This is a genomic window from Pseudomonas sp. Pme6b (assembly GCF_058129925.1).
The window spans coordinates 5113273-5130114 of the sequence record NZ_CM176704.1; the positions used below are offsets into that span (position 1 = coordinate 5113273).

Genomic DNA, 16842 nt, shown 5'->3' on the forward strand with positions numbered 1-16842 from the left:
TCCAGCCAAGGAGGCTGGTTGCGTATGTCTGCCCCTGCCCTGTTCCCCCGCCACATCGCCGTGCTGATCCTGGCATTGCTGGCCTGCTCGTTTGCCGGCAACCACATTGCGGCGCGCATCGCTTTCGATCATGACACCGGCTTGCTGCTGGCCATTCTTTGCCGCTCCGGCGTCACCCTGCTGGTGCTGGTCAGTCTGGTGCTCTGGCAACGTGAAAAGCTCAGTCTTCCTGCCAGCACCTGGCGCTGGCATTGCTGGTGGTCAACGTCTCGCCGATTCTGCTGGCGCTGTTGACCTGGGCACTCGGCGGTGCCAGGCCCACGCGACGTGCTGCTGGTCTGATGGCACTGATTCTGTTCGGCCTGACGCTGGCGCTGGATGTGCCGCAGCGGCTGTCAAACCCTGGCAGCAACGAACCGCAGTGGCTGGAAGGTATCGCCTATGCGTTTACCGCAGCAGTGGTGTTCGCCTTTGCGCTGTGGATCACCGACAACAAACTGGCCAGCATGCGCGGCACGGTGCGCAGTATGCTGACCATGGTCGTGGTGTTCGCGGCGGCTGCGCTGGCCGGTGCCAGTGGCCTGTTGCCCGGTGGCGTGGATCTGCCGGCAAGCCGCATCGGCTGGACTGCGCTGGCCAGTCTGGTGGTGTTGTACGGGTTGGGCTTTTCGCTGCTGTTCATCTGCATGGCGCGGCTGGACATCGCCCGCAATGCGCCGGTGATGAATATCGAGCCGGTGGCGAGCCTGCTGTTCGGCTGGCTAATTCTCGATCAGTTGCTCAGCAGCGGCCAGGTCATCGGCGGGCTGATCGTCGTCAGCGGTATCGTCCTGCTGACCTGGCGGCGCGCCACGCCATCTGCCTCTCAACCATCCAGCCCGTCATCCAAGAAGGTTTTGCATCATGCCCGCGAACGTACTGACCCTTGAAGATGGCCTGACCCGCCTCACACTGGCCCCCAACATCGGCGGCAGTATCGTCAACTGGACCATATTGGCCAGCGGGCACCCCTTGCTGCGCCCGAGCGACGAACAGGCACTGGCTGCCGGTACACCTCGCCGACTGGCCTGCTACCCGCTGGCGCCCTGGTCGAACCGGATAGGCAACGGCGGTTTCGACACCCCGGATGGCTGGCTCGCACTGGCCCCCAACAGCGCCAACGACCCATTGCCGATTCATGGCAGCGCCTGGCAACAGGTCTGGAGTGTTATCGAGCAGACCGCAGAGCAGGTCTGCCTGCAACTCGACAGCCAGACGCCGTTCGCCTACCGCGCGCAACTGCGCTACACCCTGCAAGACGGCAAGCTGAGCATCGAACTGACCACTACCCACCTGGACAGTCGTGCCGCCTGGCACGGGCTGGGCTTGCACCCTTACCTGCCGCGCACGCCTCACACACGCTTGCAGGCCAAGGCTGCGCAGGTATGGCTGTGCGACGAAGCCGGTTTGCCCAGCGCCTTGCAGGACCTGCCAGCAGAATGGGATTTCCGACACGGCAACGCGCTGCCCGACACACGTCTGGACAACGGTTTCACCGGTTGGGATGGCGGCAGCCTCATCAGCCAGCCGGACCTGGGCTATGAACTGCACTGCCAGGCTACCGGCAGCGACTACTTTCTGGTGTTCTGCCCGCCAGGGTTGGGTTTCTTTTGCTTTGAGCCGGTAAGCCACCCAGTCAACGCACATCATTTGCCCGGGCGGCCGGGATTGAGCCTATTACGTCAGGGGGAGTCGATGGAGTTGACGATCAGTCTGCACTACAAGCCCTTGTAGCAGGCTTTATGCGTGCATGCTCCATGCCTGTCGTTACGGGGTAATCAACAGCGTTGAAAGACCGCTGACGCGGGTAACGCCGGTGGCGGTGTTGCAGCTGTCGTTCAACGTTGACTGAAGATTGCCAAGTAAAAATGTACTTGTCGCATTGGCGCCTTTATAACGGCCATCCACAATTACCCCGACACCAACAATGGTCGTGTTCAAAGTACCAATATTATTGATCGTCGCGTTGAACTTGTAAGTGCTGGTGACTCCATCGCTCCAGCTAATGACCCATGTTCTGCTGGATGTTGGTAGCAGTAACGACTCGCAGGAAAACGTAGACTGGAAGCTTTCGCTGGACGAAGCGCTGGTAACCAAAGGGAATGAGAGCGAAACACACGGGTTCCAACTGCTCGTCGTCGATACAACAATCGTCTGACTGGTGTTGGTCAATCCTGGCGACCAGTTTGTAGTATGGGTTCCTGTACAGGTAACCAGATTTACAGCCTCAGCCTGAGCTCGCCAAGGTGCAAAAAGAAGCCCCATACAAATGATAACCAGCAGTACACAGGCCAGCTTGGCCAGCGTAGATGAAGCACGTGCAACGTGAGTGTCCATAATGGTCTCCCTGACCTTGATAGCATCCAGATCACAGGTTAAGCAGCCAGCTGCTCATAGCGCTACTGGCAGAAATGACAGCGACTGTCTGCATGACTGGCCCGTGGTCATTGTCATGGTCGCACCTGTAAAATTCCTCCACGCCGCTCGTCATATCCTGTGATCCACTCCCCATCCCGTTGCGTAACACCTCTGCATTGCGAACCAAAACCAGACAATGGTGATCAGAAGGTGGATCATGCGCACTACTGCCAGTCTCAGGATCTTCTGTCACTTGCCCCCCCCTCACAGCGAATCGACAATAACCCGACTTTGGATTGATGAAGTCGCCGCCGTGGCCCGCCAGAGGGACCGCGAAAGCTTCATGCGCATCTACGATTACTTCGCGCCGCGCTTATTGCGTTATCTGACCGGGCTGAATGTGCCGGAGGGGCAGGCTGAAGAATTGGTGCAGGAAGTGCTGCTCAAGCTGTGGCACAAGGCCGACTCCTTCGACCCGACCAAGGCCAGCCTGGGAACATGGCTGTTTCGCATTGCCCGCAACCTTTACATCGACAGCGTGCGCAAGGACCGCGGCTGGGTGCAGGTGCAGAATTCGCTGGAACAACTCGAGCGCCTGGAGGCCCCGGTAGATCGAACGCTCGATTATAGCCAGCGTCAGGAGCAACAACTGAACATTGCCATTCAGAACCTGCCTCCCGATCAGGCCCGGGTGTTGCGCATGTCGTATTTCGAAGCGCTCAGCCATCGGGAAATTTCCGAACGCCTTGGTATGCCACTGGGCACGGTGAAATCGTGCCTGCGCCTGGCGTTTCAAAAATTGCGTTCGCGGATAGAGGAATAATGATGAGCCCACGACATCATCCGGATGACGCGACTCTGGTCAGCTATGCAGCGGGAGCGCTGTCGCAGGTCCTCGCGGTGGTGACTGCGGCGCACCTCGAACGCTGTGCCGAGTGCCGCGCGCGACTCAGGCAGGCCGAAGAGATTGGCGGTGTGTTGATGCAGCAGCACATCAGCAGCGTGGTGCCACTCAAGGGCAGGTCGGCAATGCTCGCGCGTCTCGATGAACAGCACACGGGCGCTGAACCGGCAATGTATTCGATGCCGGCAGCCAATCAGGACCCGGACTTGCTACCTGCCTGCCTGCACGCGCATTTCGGTCGACAGCTGAGCACACTGAAGTGGAAGACACTGGTTCCTGGCGTGCAACGAGTACGTGCGCAAGGTATTGAACAAGGCAAGTTGATGCTGCTGAAAATCGCCCCCGGCGTCAGCATGCCGGTGCACAGCCACGACAGCGGCGAGATGACCATGGTGCTCAAGGGCGCGTACCACGACATACAGGGAGCGTTCGGGCTCAATGACGTAGCCGATCTGGACAGCCACATCCAGCATCAGCCCGTCGCCTACCCTGACCGGGAATGCATCTGCGTACTGGCGACGGAATCAAGGCTGCGCTTTCACGGGCTGCTGGCGCGGATGATGCAGCCGTTCTTCGGGATCTGAAAAACGGCTCCATAGTTGCTCTCAGCGCTGAACACTCACCCCCAGCGAAGCCAGTGCATCCCAGTAACCCGGGTAGGTCTTGCCGACGCAATCGGGGTCGAGAATGCGGATACCGGCGATCTTCAAGCCTGCCAGCGCAAAACACATGGCGATGCGATGGTCGGAGTGGGTGTCGATCAATGCATCTACCGTAGTGCCTGCCAGCGCCGGGTTGGCGTGCACCAGCAGATCGTCGCCCTCTTCTACCGCAAGGCCCGGTGCGATGGCGCACAGGCCGTTGGATAGCGCTGAAATACGGTCACATTCCTTGACCCGCAGGTTGGCGATGCCGACAAAGCGCACTGGCTGACGGTTGAAGGCGGCGAGTACCGCCAGGGTCGGAATCGCGTCCTGCATTTGCGAACCGTCGATCACGGCAGGCATGTTCGGGAAGCTAGCGATGATCTGACTGGCCAGGGCATCAGGCTGAGTGAATGCGTCGCTGGCCACGCCGAGGTCGATATCGCCCTCGGTCAATGCTTGCGCGGCCCACAGGTAGGTGGCCGCCGATGCATCCGGCTCGATATGGAAGTCCGTAGCGCGATAACCAGTGGCCGAGACTTTCCAGGCGGTTTCGCCGATGGCCTGAACCTCGGCGCCGAAGGCCTGCATGGCCGCCAGGGTCAGGTCGACGTAACCACGTGCGCCAATCTCGCTGCCGGTCAGGGCGACTTCGACCGGGCCCTTGCCGCAGGCTCCGGCCATCAGCAACGCCGACACGTACTGGCTGGACAGATTGCCATCGATTTCAATACGTCCGGCTTCCAGGCCGCCCTTGCCCTTGATCGCCACCGGAGGGCAACCGCTGGGCGCACTGACTTCCACACCCATGCGCTGCAAGGCATCGACCAGCGGGCCGATCGGGCGCTTGCGCATGTACTCGTCGCCGTCGACCACAAAGTCGCCTTCGAAGTTGGTCAGTGCAGCGGTCAGAAAGCGCGTTGCGGTCCCGGCGTTGCCGAGAAACAGCGCCTGCTGCGGTGCCTGCCAGTGCCCGCTGCTGGTGACCACAAAGGTGCTGTCATCCGGCTCGTCGACCTGCACGCCCATCAGACGCAGTGCTTCGGACATCACGCGGGTGTCGTCACTCTTCAGCGCGCCGGTCAGGCGGCTGGTGCCTTTGGCCAGCCCGGCCAGCAACAATGCGCGGTTGGTGATCGACTTGGAGCCCGGCGGGCTGACGCGCCCGACCAGCGGGCGCTCGACAGGCAAAACAGTGAGGGTGGCTTGAGGTCGCATGATGTCCCTGAGCGTCAGCGGAAAAATCGCGATCCTAGCACGAGCGGGATCAAGCCCGCAGTGCGGTTTTGCTGCCCCGACGAGCCAGACAGCCGTTTACTTTTGTTCAGCACCCGACAGTTGCTGCAGCTTGTCATTGGCTGCCTGCAATTGATTGCGGTTGGCTGCCACGTCGGTGACGTCATAGATCACCAGGCACACATGGCTGATCGCCCCGGTGGTTGAACGCAGCGGAAACAGCGTGGTGTTCTGGTACATGAACTCTTCGTGCCCGGTGATCGGCTGGTAGTTCTTGAAGCGCACCAGATACGGCCGCTGTTCCCAGATGGTGAACGCCGGTGTACCAAGGGTCACGACGTTATCGATTTTCTTGCTCAGCCATTGACGGTTAACCTCCGGAAACAACTCGAAGAAGGTCTTGTCGATGGCCACATAGGGCACCACGCCAGAACGGTTTTCCATGAAGGTATTCCAGACCGTCACCCGGTAGTTCAGGTCCAGCACCACAATGCCTACGTCAATGTTCTGCGTGACGGCCAGCAACCAATGAAGCTCGTTGATTTCGATAGCGTTGCTCATGGGTCAGCTCATCATGTAGGCGAGTTTTTTGGTAAGCAGCTCGACCGAATCTTCGGTGAACAGCATCAACAGATCGAAATGAATGTTGTGGCCTTCCACGCTGTAACTGATTTCAACCGCCAGGGTCTTTTTCCAGCGTTGCTGATTGATGCGGATAAGCTCGTCGATGCCACCCTGCGCGCCCAGCAACTGTGGATGGCCTTGCGAAAACGCGATGTCGATCTGCTCGGCAATACCGCTCAGGCAGGCACCGACCAGGATCGTGGACAGGTCCAGAAGCATCTCCATGTTGGAGCTGTCGGAGTTATCGTCGCCCATCAGTTTCGACATGCCGGATATTTCCGAGTCATGGAAAATCAGCAGTGCTTCACCTGCAATGCCGCCACCGATGTAGCCCTGACACACCGCCGTCAGACGCTGATCAGCATGGGCATCGGCCAGCGCCATGTGCAACTCGCCGACTTCGAGCATGTTGACGTTGGGCACCGGCAACTGCACGAACACGCCCAGCACCTTGGCCAGCAACGCAGCAGCGCGGCCCATGGCAACGTTGATGGTTTCGCGGAAGGCATCCTGAAAGCTGATCACCCCGCCCTTGTTGTTGAGGGCCGGCAGCGCAACAGGTGAAACCGCCGGCTTGCCCAGCAGGCCCAGGCGTTCCAGCGTGCTCTTGAGTTCGTCCGGGTCGGCAGGTTTTTTCAGAAACGCCAGCGCGCCCAGCTCCATGACCCGGCGCACCGCTTCGTCCTGCACGTCACCCGACACCACAATCACCTTGGTGTCGAGGTTTTCGGCACGAATCGCCGTCAAGGTCTGGTAACCGTCCATCACCGGCATGGTCAGGTCGAGCAGCACCACCTGGCCCTGGCCTTTACGGATAGCTTCCAGACCTTCCTGCCCCTGGGTAGCGAGCGTTACCGATACATCCCAATCAGCAGGCAGGGCACGCAAAAGCTGCTTTCGCGCCATGTTCGAGTCATCGCATATCAATAGTGCAAGCGTGGACATCGTGTGGTTCTCACTGCAAAAAAATCAGGCTGACAACGGCGGACAGCACGTATACGTTCGACAGCACTATCGAAATCGACTGACACTGAGCCTATAACGCTCGATCAGCAACATTCAAACTAAACCTATAGCCTTAAGTCGGCGATGTTTGCAGTTTCTGTAATTTAAGTCGCTTTCTGTTGCTGCAAATCACTACCGCGACCACCCAAACCAGCCTATTATCAAGTGATAGATTTAATAGCAATCACTCGATAGACAGGTGTGTCCATGTCTCTGCCCATAAGCGACTACCATCCGGCCCTGCCCCGGCAGGACGATTTCTGGCAGCATCTGGGTATTCCGGCCCGTGGCACGCGCCTGTACTCGGCGCTGCACGACGGTTTGCCGTATGAAGTATTCGAGCGTCTGGCGCATTACACCGACCTGAACCGCTCGACCCTGGCCGAGCATCTGGGCATCGCTCCCGCCACCTTGCAGCGACGCCTCAAGGTGCGCCGCTTCAATGCCGAGGAAAGCGATCGGCTGTTCCGCCTGGCAGCGCTTTACAAAGCGGCGCTGGACCTGTTCGAAGACGATGCCGAAGCGACCCGTCTGTGGCTGGCCAACCCGGTCTATGGGCTGGGCAATCGCAGGCCGCTGGAAATGCTCGCTACCTCGGCCGAGGCGCAGGCAGTGCTCGACCTGATCGGTCGGCTGGAACACGGTGTCGTGGCGTGATTGCAGTCTATCGACTGGTAAAGCGCAAATGGCTGGCTCAGGCGTTCGACGGTGAAGGCGCCAAGCTCTATGGCGGACGCTGGAACAGCAAAGGCAACACCTGCGTGTACTGCGCAGGCAGCGAATCGCTGGCGCTGCTGGAAGTGCTGGTGCACCTGGGCAACGCTGGCGTGGCCCGGCATTACGCGATGCTTGAGCTGCAGATTGGCGAAGAGCACATCCTCAATGCACGGCCGGACACCCTGCCTCCAGACTGGCGCGAAGAGCCCGCACCACCGGCAACAGCCTCGTTCGGCGACGACTGGCTTGCCTCGGGTCAGAGCCTGGCACTGGCCGTGCCAAGCGTGATCATCCCGCGTGAATCGAATTACCTGCTCAACGTCCAGCACCCGGAATTCCTGGCCGTTGTGGCAACGGCCAAGGAACTGGAGTTTGTGGTTGATCCGCGTTTGAAATGAGATTGATACAGGGCAGCCAGTTGTTCGATAGCGTCAGGTGCGAATTTGATAGCGTTATGGCCGAAGGTTGATCACCTCATAAACCGTTTGCAGATCCCGCTCCGGGATTTCCCAGATCACCAGCTTTGGCGGGGTCTGGCGAAAGGCCAGGTTGTCGAAATAGACGTTGGCTGCACCCGAGAACTCGCCGCCGTCCCTGGCGAAGCTGCCGATCGGTGCGCCGAGTTCGCGCTGTAGAAAACCGGTAAAGCCCGAATTGCGTGAGAACGATGTGCCGATCAAGGCGACGTTGGGCAGGTTGCTGTCGCCAAACAGGTCGTCGAGGTTGTCGCCGCCTGCCGCTGCTTCACTGGCAAGCTCGGTGATTTGCGTGGCGGCTACGCTTTGCGGCACGGGTTGCAACGACAGCGGTAGCCAGTCGAGACCCGCTAAACGCACCAGATCACCGGGGCGCTCGGCAATCGGGGCGATGCTGGTTTGAAACTGCCGTTGCGGAGTGGCCTGAAAGCCGACTTTGCGCAGGTGCAGTGCCAGCGCTCTGGCGGCCGCGTTGGCACCGCTTTCGCTCCAGTGTGTGTCGGTACGCAGGTACGCTGTGTCACCCAGCGGTTGCAGGGTAGTGGTCAGGTCCAACGTATCAACACCGGCTTCCTTCAGGCTGTTGGTCCATTGCACAACACGGGCCTGCTGCACCTCGGGGCGATAAAGCCCGCACAGTTGGGCGGCAGCAATGCGGCTTTTGTCTGGCACCACGGCGACCAGCAGGTCGATGCCGCGCTTTTTCAGGCTTCGTTGCACATCGATAACCGCCTGCGCCTTGTGTTGCGCATTGGCCTGCGCGTCGCGATTGAGCCTGAATTCATCGGTCAGGAACAGCCAGCCCGGACACCCCTGACGGACCCGCGGACCGGTGTCGTGAAACAGCAACCAGCTTGCGCCACGCTCGATATTCGCTGCGCGCTGCGCCAGAAAAGTCCCTGACAGTTGCTTGGCCAGTTTGTGAGTCACCTCGCCATGCAGCGCTGCATCGAGGGTCAGGGGTTTGGGCAGCAACTCGACCTTGCCGCTGGCCAGCAGCATGCACGAGGCCAGCAAGCCGACGCCGATGAAAGCCACCAGCGTGATTCCCGCCACGCCACAGGTGCGCACGGCCAGTTCGCTGGGCGGAGGCGGTACAGCAGACGGAGCAGTCATGGCCACTGACCTCAGAACTGGAAGTAAAGAAAAGGAACTGTCTCGCGGCTGGCAATCAGCGCGAACGACAACAGAAAGCCGGCCACCGGCCACAATGGGGCGCCCGCTATGAACAGAGGGTGGCTGGCGAAACGCTGCTCAACGCGAACCAGCAACAACGGCGCGAGCACACAGGCCACGCCCAGCAGCGCCGCCATGCCGTGCGCCGGGCGCAGGGTTACGGCCAGTGCATCGCCCAGCCCCAGGCCATGCAGGCCGAACTGTCCGGCATACATGGTCAGCGCAGTGGTAAAGTCCGGGGCGCGGAACAGCGTCCAGGCGAGGCACACAAACAGCAGCGTCAACACGTGCGCCAATGGTTTGGGAACAGTGGGCAGGCTGGAGCGCGACCAGGCGCGATCCACGCACAGCGCCACGCCATGTGCCGCGCCCCACAACAGGTAGTTCCAGCTGTCGCCGCCATGCCACAGACCTGCGATGGCCATGGTCAGAAACAGGTTGCGATAGGTGTTCCAGACGCCATGCCGGTTGCCGCCCAAGGCAATGTACAGGTAGTCGCGCAACCAGCTGGACAGCGACAGGTGCCAGCGCCGCCAGAAGTCCTGAATGCTGCTGGCCAGGTACGGCCGGTTGAAGTTTTCGGGAAAGTGAAAGCCCAGCATCAGCCCAAGACCGATGGCCATGGCGCTGTAACCGGCAAAGTCGAAGAACAGTTGCAGCGAGTACGCCAGACAGCCGATCCAGGCATCGGCCAGCGACGGCTCGGGCAAGTGAAACGCCACATCGACCAACGGTGACAAGGTGTCGGCCACCAGCACTTTCATGCTCATGCCGATCATGAAACGGCGTGCGCCCCGAGCGAAATTCAGGCGGTTGAAATGACGCTGCACCAACTCGCGGCGCACCCAGTCATAGCGGATGATCGGCCCGGCAATCGAGTGGCCGAACATCGAGATGTAGGTCGCGTAATTGATGAAACTGCGCTCGACCGGCACGGTGTGCCTATGTACATCCACCAGATAGGAAATCGCCTGCAACACGATGAACGACAGCCCGGCCGGTAACGCCACGCGCTGCCATTGCAGCGGCATAGCTCCGTAATACGTGATCAGCTGATTCCAGCTGCCGGCGACGATGTTGGCGTATTTGTACCAGCACAGCACGGCGGTGTTGAACACGATCAGTGCCACCAGCAGACGCACCCGCCCTGTTGAGCCTTGCCGCGCCCGATCGACCAGCAAACCGCCGACCCAGGCCACGATCGTCAACACGATGTGCAGGCTCAGAAACAGCGGGCTCAGCCAGCCGTAGAACAGCCAGCTGCCGATCAACAGAACGACGTTGCGCCACGCCGCAGGGCTTGCGGCATAGGCCAGCAAAAAAGCCGGCAGGAACACCATCAGAAACTCGAGCGAGGCGAATACCATAACGACCACAGAACCCGATCAGTTGGACAGCGTGTCCGTGGCCGACAACAGGCGCGGTCCGGTGGCGGACGGCACCAGCAAAACGCTGTAGCGTTCACCGGCCTTGAGTTCCCCCAGATCCAGCGGTGCGCCGACAGTGGCGTTGGCGCAAACCAGCTGTACCGACAGGCTCACCGGATTGATCGAGCGGCGCTGCAACGTACCGGTCGGGATCGCCTTGAACAAATCAGCCGTGCGACCGGCCGGACGCAGGCTTGCCTCCACACAACCGGCATCCAGACTGAAAAACGCCAGCGAAGGCTTCAAACCGTTGAAATCATCAGGCTGCTCACGCACTGTCACCGGCGCAAGGCTGCCATCAGCCTGCACGGTGAGGACGACGGTGGCGAACTCGCCCGGCTCGACGCTGACGTCCATCGGCAGCTTTTTCTCACTGCTGATCAATGTGCCTTTTATCGAGCTGCTGGCCTGCACCGCAAAGAACAGCGACACCGGTTTTGCCGCGTCCAGTTGCAACGGTGCCTGGCCTTCCCGGGCAACCACTTGCAGCGGCGCGGCAGTGGCATTGACGAAGCGAATGAACGCCGAATCCTGCGCCGGGCCTGTCGGGTACAGGGCGATGTCGGCCGCCTGCGCTTGAGCACCGATCAACAGGGCCGCGACGCTAGCGGCCATCAGGCGCAGGGCGATCATTGCTTCGCTCCGGCTGCGCTGACGCTGGTGACCGGGAGTTTGCCCAAGGCATCGCCAATCGCGGTGCCCCAGGATTTATAACCGGCGACGGTAAAGTGCTGACCGTCGGTGGTGATCCATTGTCCCGGTTTGGAGAAGCTCAGCGAGTCGATGTACGTGCAGGGCGCCACGTTGCTGGCCAGAAACTGCGACATCAACTGGGTACGTGCATCGTTCTTCTGGTACATGCCGCCCACCTTGCCCCACGCAGGGCCGACCCAGGCGCACTTGGTGCCCGTGGCCGCAATCGCCTTGGTCAGGCCGGTGACGCTTTGCCATGCCCAGGCCTTTGGAAACGAAGGCTTGTCATAGGAAGCCATTGTGTCGCCGATCACGATCACCACCAGATCAGGCTTGTCGGCCGCGATCAGCTCGCCGATGGGCGTGGTCGTGGCGTCACGTCCCTTGATGACGATCTTGCCGTTGCCTTTTTGCTCGGCCCCGCAATCGACCTTTTTGGTGATCAACCAGTCACCGGCACTCGCGCCACAGGCACCGATCGAATGCACGATAGCGCCCTGCCTGGTCAAGTTGTCGTGCAGCGGTTCCATCAGATGATCGGCCAGACTCATGTGGCTTTCTCCCAGGACCAGAAGGGTCATACCGGCAAGAACGGAAGGCATCGAATTCTCCAGAAATCAGTTGGAATAAGGTGAACGGTAAGGGCTGACCGGCAGTGCCATCGGGCCGGTCATGTCCTCGAACATGTAACGCAGGTAAAGCGCGCCGCTGAACTGGCGATAGTCACGGGCATTGTCCAGGCCCAGATTGGCCCCCATGAACAGGCTGGAATCGAGCTTGTACTCGCCTGCCGCGCTCAGGTTGTAGCCAATTCCGGTTTTGCTCTGCCCTGTGTAGCGCTGGCCGGACGCGGCCTGCAGCGTGCTGTCGTCGGGGAAGAATTCGGCACCGTCCTGCTTGAAGTGCTGGACCCCGACCGAACTCTTGACCTGATAGCTGAAACGCTCGGTGCGCTGTGCCCACATCACCGGCACGCCGATGGCATAGAAGCTCTGCGGACTGAAATAGCCACCGTGGCCGTAAGTGAAGTAGCTCTGGTCATTGTCATAGCTCATGCCCATCAGGCTCAGGCCTGCGGTCAGCTTGCTGTCCTCGGCATTGCGCAGGTACCAGTAAACGCCGCCACCCACTTCGCCTCGGGTATTGGATTTCACGTTGTTGCCGACCAGCTTGTGCCACGAGCCGTAGCCATAACCGCCGATGGTCTGGTCGTCATAGCTGATCTGGCCACGCCCGCCGTTGGCCGTGACGCCGCCCCAGGACAGGCCGCTGCGCTCGTCGGTGGAACCGGCAAACGAGGTCACGCTGTCCGTCACCGGACGCCGTGACACGTTGAGGCCGTAGCGCAGGTCCGGGTTGTCACCCAACGGCCGGTCGACACTCGCGCCACCCGCGACCGTGGTGTATTTGAAGCCCATCGGCGTGGTGCCGATATCGGCCTTGAGGCCTTCTTTGGGGCGCTCGAACGCTACCGCCAGACCGACACCCTTGTCGCTCTGCGAACCTGCAGCACCGCTGGTGCCACCGCCAAAACGGGCACTTGCATCGGATTTCACGCTGCCAGCATTCAGCGACACCGGCGTGACGCGCACGGCCACCCGGTTATCACCGGCAGGCACGTTGATCTCAAGCGGGGTCTCGACCACGGTCAGTTTGCTCAGACCCGCCTCGCTGTTATTGCTACGCACGCTCAGGCCCTGACTGACGAAGCCACTGCGCTGCTCAAGAATACGATTGAGCGCCTGCTGCGCGCTGCTGGCCTGATCGCGGTCGGTGGCTGCCATGAACGGATTGCCGCGCACGCTTTGCGCACGTGCGGCAGACAGCGGCTGTTGTGCGGCGATCTGGCCGGGGTAAGCCGTGTCACGCGGTGCAGATGTTTCAAGCGCATTGCTTGTTTCAAGTGCTCTCCCACCGCTCAACGACACCTGAGCCGGGGCGGGAATCGCCGAAGCCGCCGCCAGGCTACGTGAACCGCCCGCCGCAAACGGGTTGGACGACGTTATGCTGGTCGGCACAGCCTGCGCAGCCATCACGCGCTGCTTTTCACTCTGTTCGATGGCCACGGCCTTGCGCAGCAACTCGGTGGCCGCGCCAGTCTGCCCCATGCTCTGGTAGATACGTGCGGCTTCGGTCAGGGTCTGCGGGTCGTTGCGCTCCAGTTTGCGGAACTGGCTCAGGGCTTTTTCGGCAAAGCCATAATCATGCGCTTTGACCGCCGCATCAGCTGCGCCCAGCAGCACTTGCGGGTCATTGGGCTGACGCTGCAACAACGGTTTGTACAGCTCGAACGCGCGAGCGCTGTCGCCATTGGCGGTGTACATCCGGGCGAACGCCGACACCGCCTGAATGTCGTCCGGGCGCTGCGCCAAAGCCGGTGCCAGCGTGTCGTACGCGCCCGCCAGATCTCCACCCTCACGCAGCAGATCGGCCTGGCGAATGCGGTAGCGGTACAAAAGGTCATCGAAGCGTTTGCGGGTCTGCGCGCTCATCGGCTGACCCTGCACGTTGCGCAGGATCGCATTGACCTGCACATCATCACCCGCTGCGAGCAGCAGACCGGCGTATTGCAGCATCAGATCGGCCGACGGCGCCGGGCGATGCCGATGGCCAGATTGATCTGCACGGTCATGGTGATTTCGTCAGCGAGCGCTTTCATGTCCGGCGTGCGCTGATCCACCGGGATGCGCGCAAACGTGGTTTGCGCGTCCTGCCACTGGCCCATTTCCACCGACAGCAGTGCGCTGGTGTAGAGCGCATCGATGTTATTGGGCTGGGCCTTGAGCAGCTCGTCGATCAGCACGCGCGCCTTGGGCGCTTCGTCGGTCTTGAGGTACAGGCGCGCCAGGTCAAAACGCGTCCAGACATTGTCCGGGTCGCTCTTCACCGCGTCTTTCAAGGCCGTCTGAGCAGCGCGAACATCGCCACGCTGCTCGGCCAGACGCGCCACTTGTGTGGAGCGCAGCGCCTTGAAGCGACCGCTGTCGCCCAGTTTGGCCTGTTCGCCCGGCGACAATGTGTCGAGCAGGCGTAGCGCTTCATCGGCCTGACCACGCTGGGCCAGCACGTTGATCAGCCCGCGTATTGCTTGCGGATTGCCGCGCTGGCTCGCGAGCACCTGACGATAGCCTGCCTGCGCGGCGTCCAGTTGCCCTGCCTGCACCTGCACGTCGGCCAGGGTCAAACGCACGTCGATGTTGTCAGGGTTTTCCCGCTGCGCCTGCGCCAGCAACGCTTGAGCCTTGCCGGTCTGTCCTTTGGCCTGTAGATCACGGGCTTGTTGCAGCGAGGTCCAGAGCTGTACGTTTTCCAGCGCGTTTTTCCAGCGCGCACCGCCCGGGTGGCGCGTGGCGCGGGTCAGCAATTGTTCGGCTTCAGGCAGCCGGTTCTGCTGCTGACGCACCACGCCCAGTCCGCCCAGCGCATCGACATCGTCCGCCTTGATTTTCAAGCGGGCGGCAAAGGCTTCTTCGGCCGCCGCGTGATCATTTCTTTCCAGCGCCTTCAAGCCACGCGCCACCAACGGGTCCTGCTGCCAGCCTGAGGCAGCGCCGCTAGTGTTCTGCTGGCGGCCCTTGTTCAACTGGTCGCGGATTTCCTGATCGTCGGGATGAATCTTGAGAAACGCGTCGAACAGTGGCACCTGCGCAGCCGCAGGCGGGCCGATCCAGACCAGCGCCATGCGCCAGCTCTGATCGGCGTCCCCGGCGATGTCCGGGTGCTTACTCAGGCGCGCCAGCGCAGCGATCCCTTCGGCCCGGGTGTCTTCGCGGCGGGCCAGGTGCTTGGCGAAGAACAGCGCCAGAATCGAGTCGTCCGGGTTCTGCCGCATCAGGCGTTCAAAGCCCTTGCGCGTTTCGGGCCAGTCCGCGCTGTTGAACCCCAGGTTGGTGTAGTACTCGCGCCCGATCGTGCCCTCGGGCAAACGGCCGTTGAACAGTTGGCGAAAGACCCCGGTCGCCTTGTCGCGCTCACCGGCATCGGCGAGGCGTCGGACCTCATCCAGCAAGGCCTGATTCTGCGGCTGAGCGAGGGCGATGTCCTGCTCCAGTTGCACCGACTGCCACGGCACTGGCGACAGGGCCTGCAGACGAGCCAGGTAAGTCTGCGCCTGCTGCGGCTTGTTCTGTTTGACGCCGATCAGCCCCATGCCATACAACGCGTCGATCTGATTGGGGTCGATCTGCAGCACCTTCTGCCAGACCTCGGCAGCCCGCACCGGGTTCGAGCGAGCCTGCCAGTACTGGCCCTGCTCGATCAACTGCGCCTCGGCGGTGGCGGCCTGAGCCTGAGAAACGCTGGCTGCGATCGCGGCAACCAACCCGATGACTAACGTGTGGCGGCGCGCGGGCATGACGTCTCCCAGGATAATTTGAGGGTTCCGTCTTCACGGAACTGATAGCGTTTTTCGACCCAGCCCAAGGCAAACAGGCTGAGAATGAGGTTGTAATAGGCCGGTTCAGTACGGTCTTTCGGGTCACGGGCCAGCGCCTGGCTGACCCCGGCTTCGACCCTGCGCTGTTGCTGCTCGGCCAGCCAGGTCTGACCCTTGGCCTGGAAGTACGGCAGCAACGCTGCCGAGTAACCAAACGGAGCCTGGCCCTGGCTCATGCCACTCATCACCTGGACTTTTTCCGGGGGCGTGCCGCTGGAGGCCGTGCTGACCGCCATGCCGTCGAGACGCGCCAGCAAGCGCGCGGCCAACGGGTCGGACGCAGGCGTCATGCCCGCCCAGAGGTAGACGCGAATCGCGTCATAGCTGCCCAGCTCGCCGGTGACCGGATCGACCACGAACAGACCGCTTTTCGGGGAGGTCCCGCGGTAGCCAACCCAATCGGCGATAAAGCCCTTGGGGCTCGATGCGTCGATCAGCTTCGCGGTGTTGTCGGCAATTTCCTTCCATGGGCCGCCGGGTGCTTCTTTCGCCAGGCGCCGTAGCAGCGGAATAGGCAGGTAGCTGGCGTTCAAGCGCCATAGATGGTCAGGCTGCGCGAAACCTTCGGGGCCGGGCAGGAGCATTTTGCCGAGCCCCGGCAGATTGACCACCAGCCGCGACTCCACGTTCTTGAGCAAGGCCAGCGCATCGTCTCTATAGGCCGGGTGCTGCCAGACGCGCGCCGCTTCGAGCAGCGCGTAGACGATCCACAGGTCGGCATCGGACGCGGAGTTGGCGTCCTGAAGCGTCCAGTTGCCATCCTTGCCCTGCCCCCACAACCAGCCCGGCAGACGCGTTTTGACATCAGCCCCCATCATGTTCGCGGCGGTCCACGTCCACAGCGCGTCGAAGCGCGCGCGGTCATTGGCCACCAGAGCAAAGAGCATGCCGTAGGACTGACCTTCGGAGGTGCTGTGGTTGACCTTCAGGCTCGACTCCAGCATACGGCCGTCGGCCTGCACATAGCGCGTGGCATAGTCCTGCCAGAACGGCCAGGCCACAGCATCGCACGCGCTGTTCGCCAACACCGGCGTCAGGGTCGCCGACGCCAGCAGGCCGACCAGCCAGCCCGAGGCGCGGCGCAGTTTCAGTGCACGGAGCGGCATGG

At 61.5% G+C, this 16842-nt stretch carries 14 protein-coding genes and 2 pseudogenes; 6 read left to right on the forward strand and 10 right to left on the reverse strand.

Features of this window, described 5'->3' with window-relative positions:
* Positions 1-24: 24 nt before the first annotated feature.
* Positions 25-929: pseudogene (locus AC4ANE_RS23220) on the forward strand (DMT family transporter).
* Positions 904-1773 carry an aldose 1-epimerase gene (locus tag AC4ANE_RS23225; protein WP_002556149.1) on the forward strand — a complete coding sequence of 290 codons (870 nt, stop codon included), beginning with the start codon at positions 904-906 and terminating at the stop codon, positions 1771-1773. The pseudogene AC4ANE_RS23220 and the gene AC4ANE_RS23225 overlap by 26 nt, the downstream one beginning before the upstream one ends.
* A 33-nt stretch (positions 1774-1806) precedes the next feature.
* On the opposite strand, the gene AC4ANE_RS23230 is transcribed toward AC4ANE_RS23225, so the two are convergent.
* Entirely contained in the window at positions 1807-2376 is a 570-nt protein-coding gene (locus AC4ANE_RS23230; RefSeq protein WP_002556148.1) for a hypothetical protein, read from the reverse strand.
* A gap of 334 nt (positions 2377-2710) precedes the next feature.
* Here AC4ANE_RS23230 and AC4ANE_RS23235 point away from each other — a divergent pair, with 334 nt between their 5' ends.
* Together AC4ANE_RS23235 and AC4ANE_RS23240 are read left to right on the forward strand one after the other, a co-directional pair.
* Positions 2711-3220: a sigma-70 family RNA polymerase sigma factor gene (locus AC4ANE_RS23235; RefSeq protein WP_031595881.1), complete on the forward strand. Its 510-nt coding sequence runs from the start codon at positions 2711-2713 to the stop codon at positions 3218-3220.
* Between the two features lie 2 nt (positions 3221-3222).
* A complete protein-coding gene (locus tag AC4ANE_RS23240; protein WP_002556146.1) occupies positions 3223-3885 on the forward strand; it encodes a ChrR family anti-sigma-E factor in 663 nt (220 codons plus the stop codon).
* 21 nt (positions 3886-3906) lie between these two features.
* Here the strand turns inward: AC4ANE_RS23240 and aroA are convergent, their stop codons facing one another.
* The 3 genes from aroA to AC4ANE_RS23255 form a co-directional block, all read right to left on the reverse strand.
* Positions 3907-5163 (reverse strand): 3-phosphoshikimate 1-carboxyvinyltransferase, encoded by a 1257-nt coding sequence (gene aroA, locus AC4ANE_RS23245; protein ID WP_002556145.1) that lies wholly within the window; start codon positions 5161-5163, stop codon positions 3907-3909.
* A gap of 96 nt (positions 5164-5259) precedes the next feature.
* Positions 5260-5742: a PAS domain-containing protein gene (locus tag AC4ANE_RS23250; RefSeq protein WP_002556144.1), complete on the reverse strand. Its 483-nt coding sequence runs from the start codon at positions 5740-5742 to the stop codon at positions 5260-5262.
* A 3-nt stretch (positions 5743-5745) separates the two neighbouring features.
* On the reverse strand, positions 5746-6750 hold the full coding sequence (locus AC4ANE_RS23255) for a response regulator (RefSeq protein ID WP_002556143.1): 1005 nt from the start codon (positions 6748-6750) through the stop codon (positions 5746-5748).
* Between the two features lie 267 nt (positions 6751-7017).
* Here AC4ANE_RS23255 and AC4ANE_RS23260 point away from each other — a divergent pair, with 267 nt between their 5' ends.
* On the forward strand, positions 7018-7467 hold the full coding sequence (locus AC4ANE_RS23260) for a DUF2384 domain-containing protein (RefSeq protein ID WP_002556142.1): 450 nt from the start codon (positions 7018-7020) through the stop codon (positions 7465-7467).
* Positions 7464-7925 (forward strand): RES family NAD+ phosphorylase, encoded by a 462-nt coding sequence (locus AC4ANE_RS23265; RefSeq protein WP_002556141.1) that lies wholly within the window; start codon positions 7464-7466, stop codon positions 7923-7925. Before AC4ANE_RS23260 ends, AC4ANE_RS23265 begins: the two co-directional genes overlap by 4 nt.
* A 54-nt stretch (positions 7926-7979) precedes the next feature.
* Here the strand turns inward: AC4ANE_RS23265 and AC4ANE_RS23270 are convergent, their stop codons facing one another.
* From AC4ANE_RS23270 to bcsZ, 6 genes and pseudogenes are all read right to left on the reverse strand, one after another.
* The gene (locus AC4ANE_RS23270; RefSeq protein WP_002556140.1) at positions 7980-9119 is read right to left on the reverse strand and encodes an alginate O-acetyltransferase AlgX-related protein; all 1140 of its coding nucleotides are present in this window, start codon (positions 9117-9119) and stop codon (positions 7980-7982) included.
* Positions 9120-9130: 11 nt separating this feature from the next.
* Positions 9131-10546: an MBOAT family O-acyltransferase gene (locus tag AC4ANE_RS23275; RefSeq protein ID WP_002556139.1), complete on the reverse strand. Its 1416-nt coding sequence runs from the start codon at positions 10544-10546 to the stop codon at positions 9131-9133.
* Positions 10547-10564: 18 nt separating this feature from the next.
* Positions 10565-11239 carry an alginate O-acetyltransferase AlgF gene (locus AC4ANE_RS23280; RefSeq protein ID WP_460408545.1) on the reverse strand — a complete coding sequence of 225 codons (675 nt, stop codon included), beginning with the start codon at positions 11237-11239 and terminating at the stop codon, positions 10565-10567.
* Positions 11236-11901 carry an SGNH/GDSL hydrolase family protein gene (locus AC4ANE_RS23285; RefSeq protein ID WP_002556137.1) on the reverse strand — a complete coding sequence of 222 codons (666 nt, stop codon included), beginning with the start codon at positions 11899-11901 and terminating at the stop codon, positions 11236-11238. The genes AC4ANE_RS23280 and AC4ANE_RS23285 overlap by 4 nt, the downstream gene beginning before the upstream one ends.
* Before the next feature lie 15 nt (positions 11902-11916).
* A pseudogene (locus AC4ANE_RS23290) lies at positions 11917-15653 on the reverse strand (cellulose biosynthesis protein BcsC).
* Positions 15629-16840, reverse strand: a complete 1212-nt coding sequence (gene bcsZ, locus AC4ANE_RS23295; protein WP_002556135.1) for a cellulose synthase complex periplasmic endoglucanase BcsZ — start codon at positions 16838-16840, stop codon at positions 15629-15631. Before bcsZ ends, AC4ANE_RS23290 begins: the two are co-directional and overlap by 25 nt.
* Positions 16841-16842 lie beyond the last annotated feature (2 nt).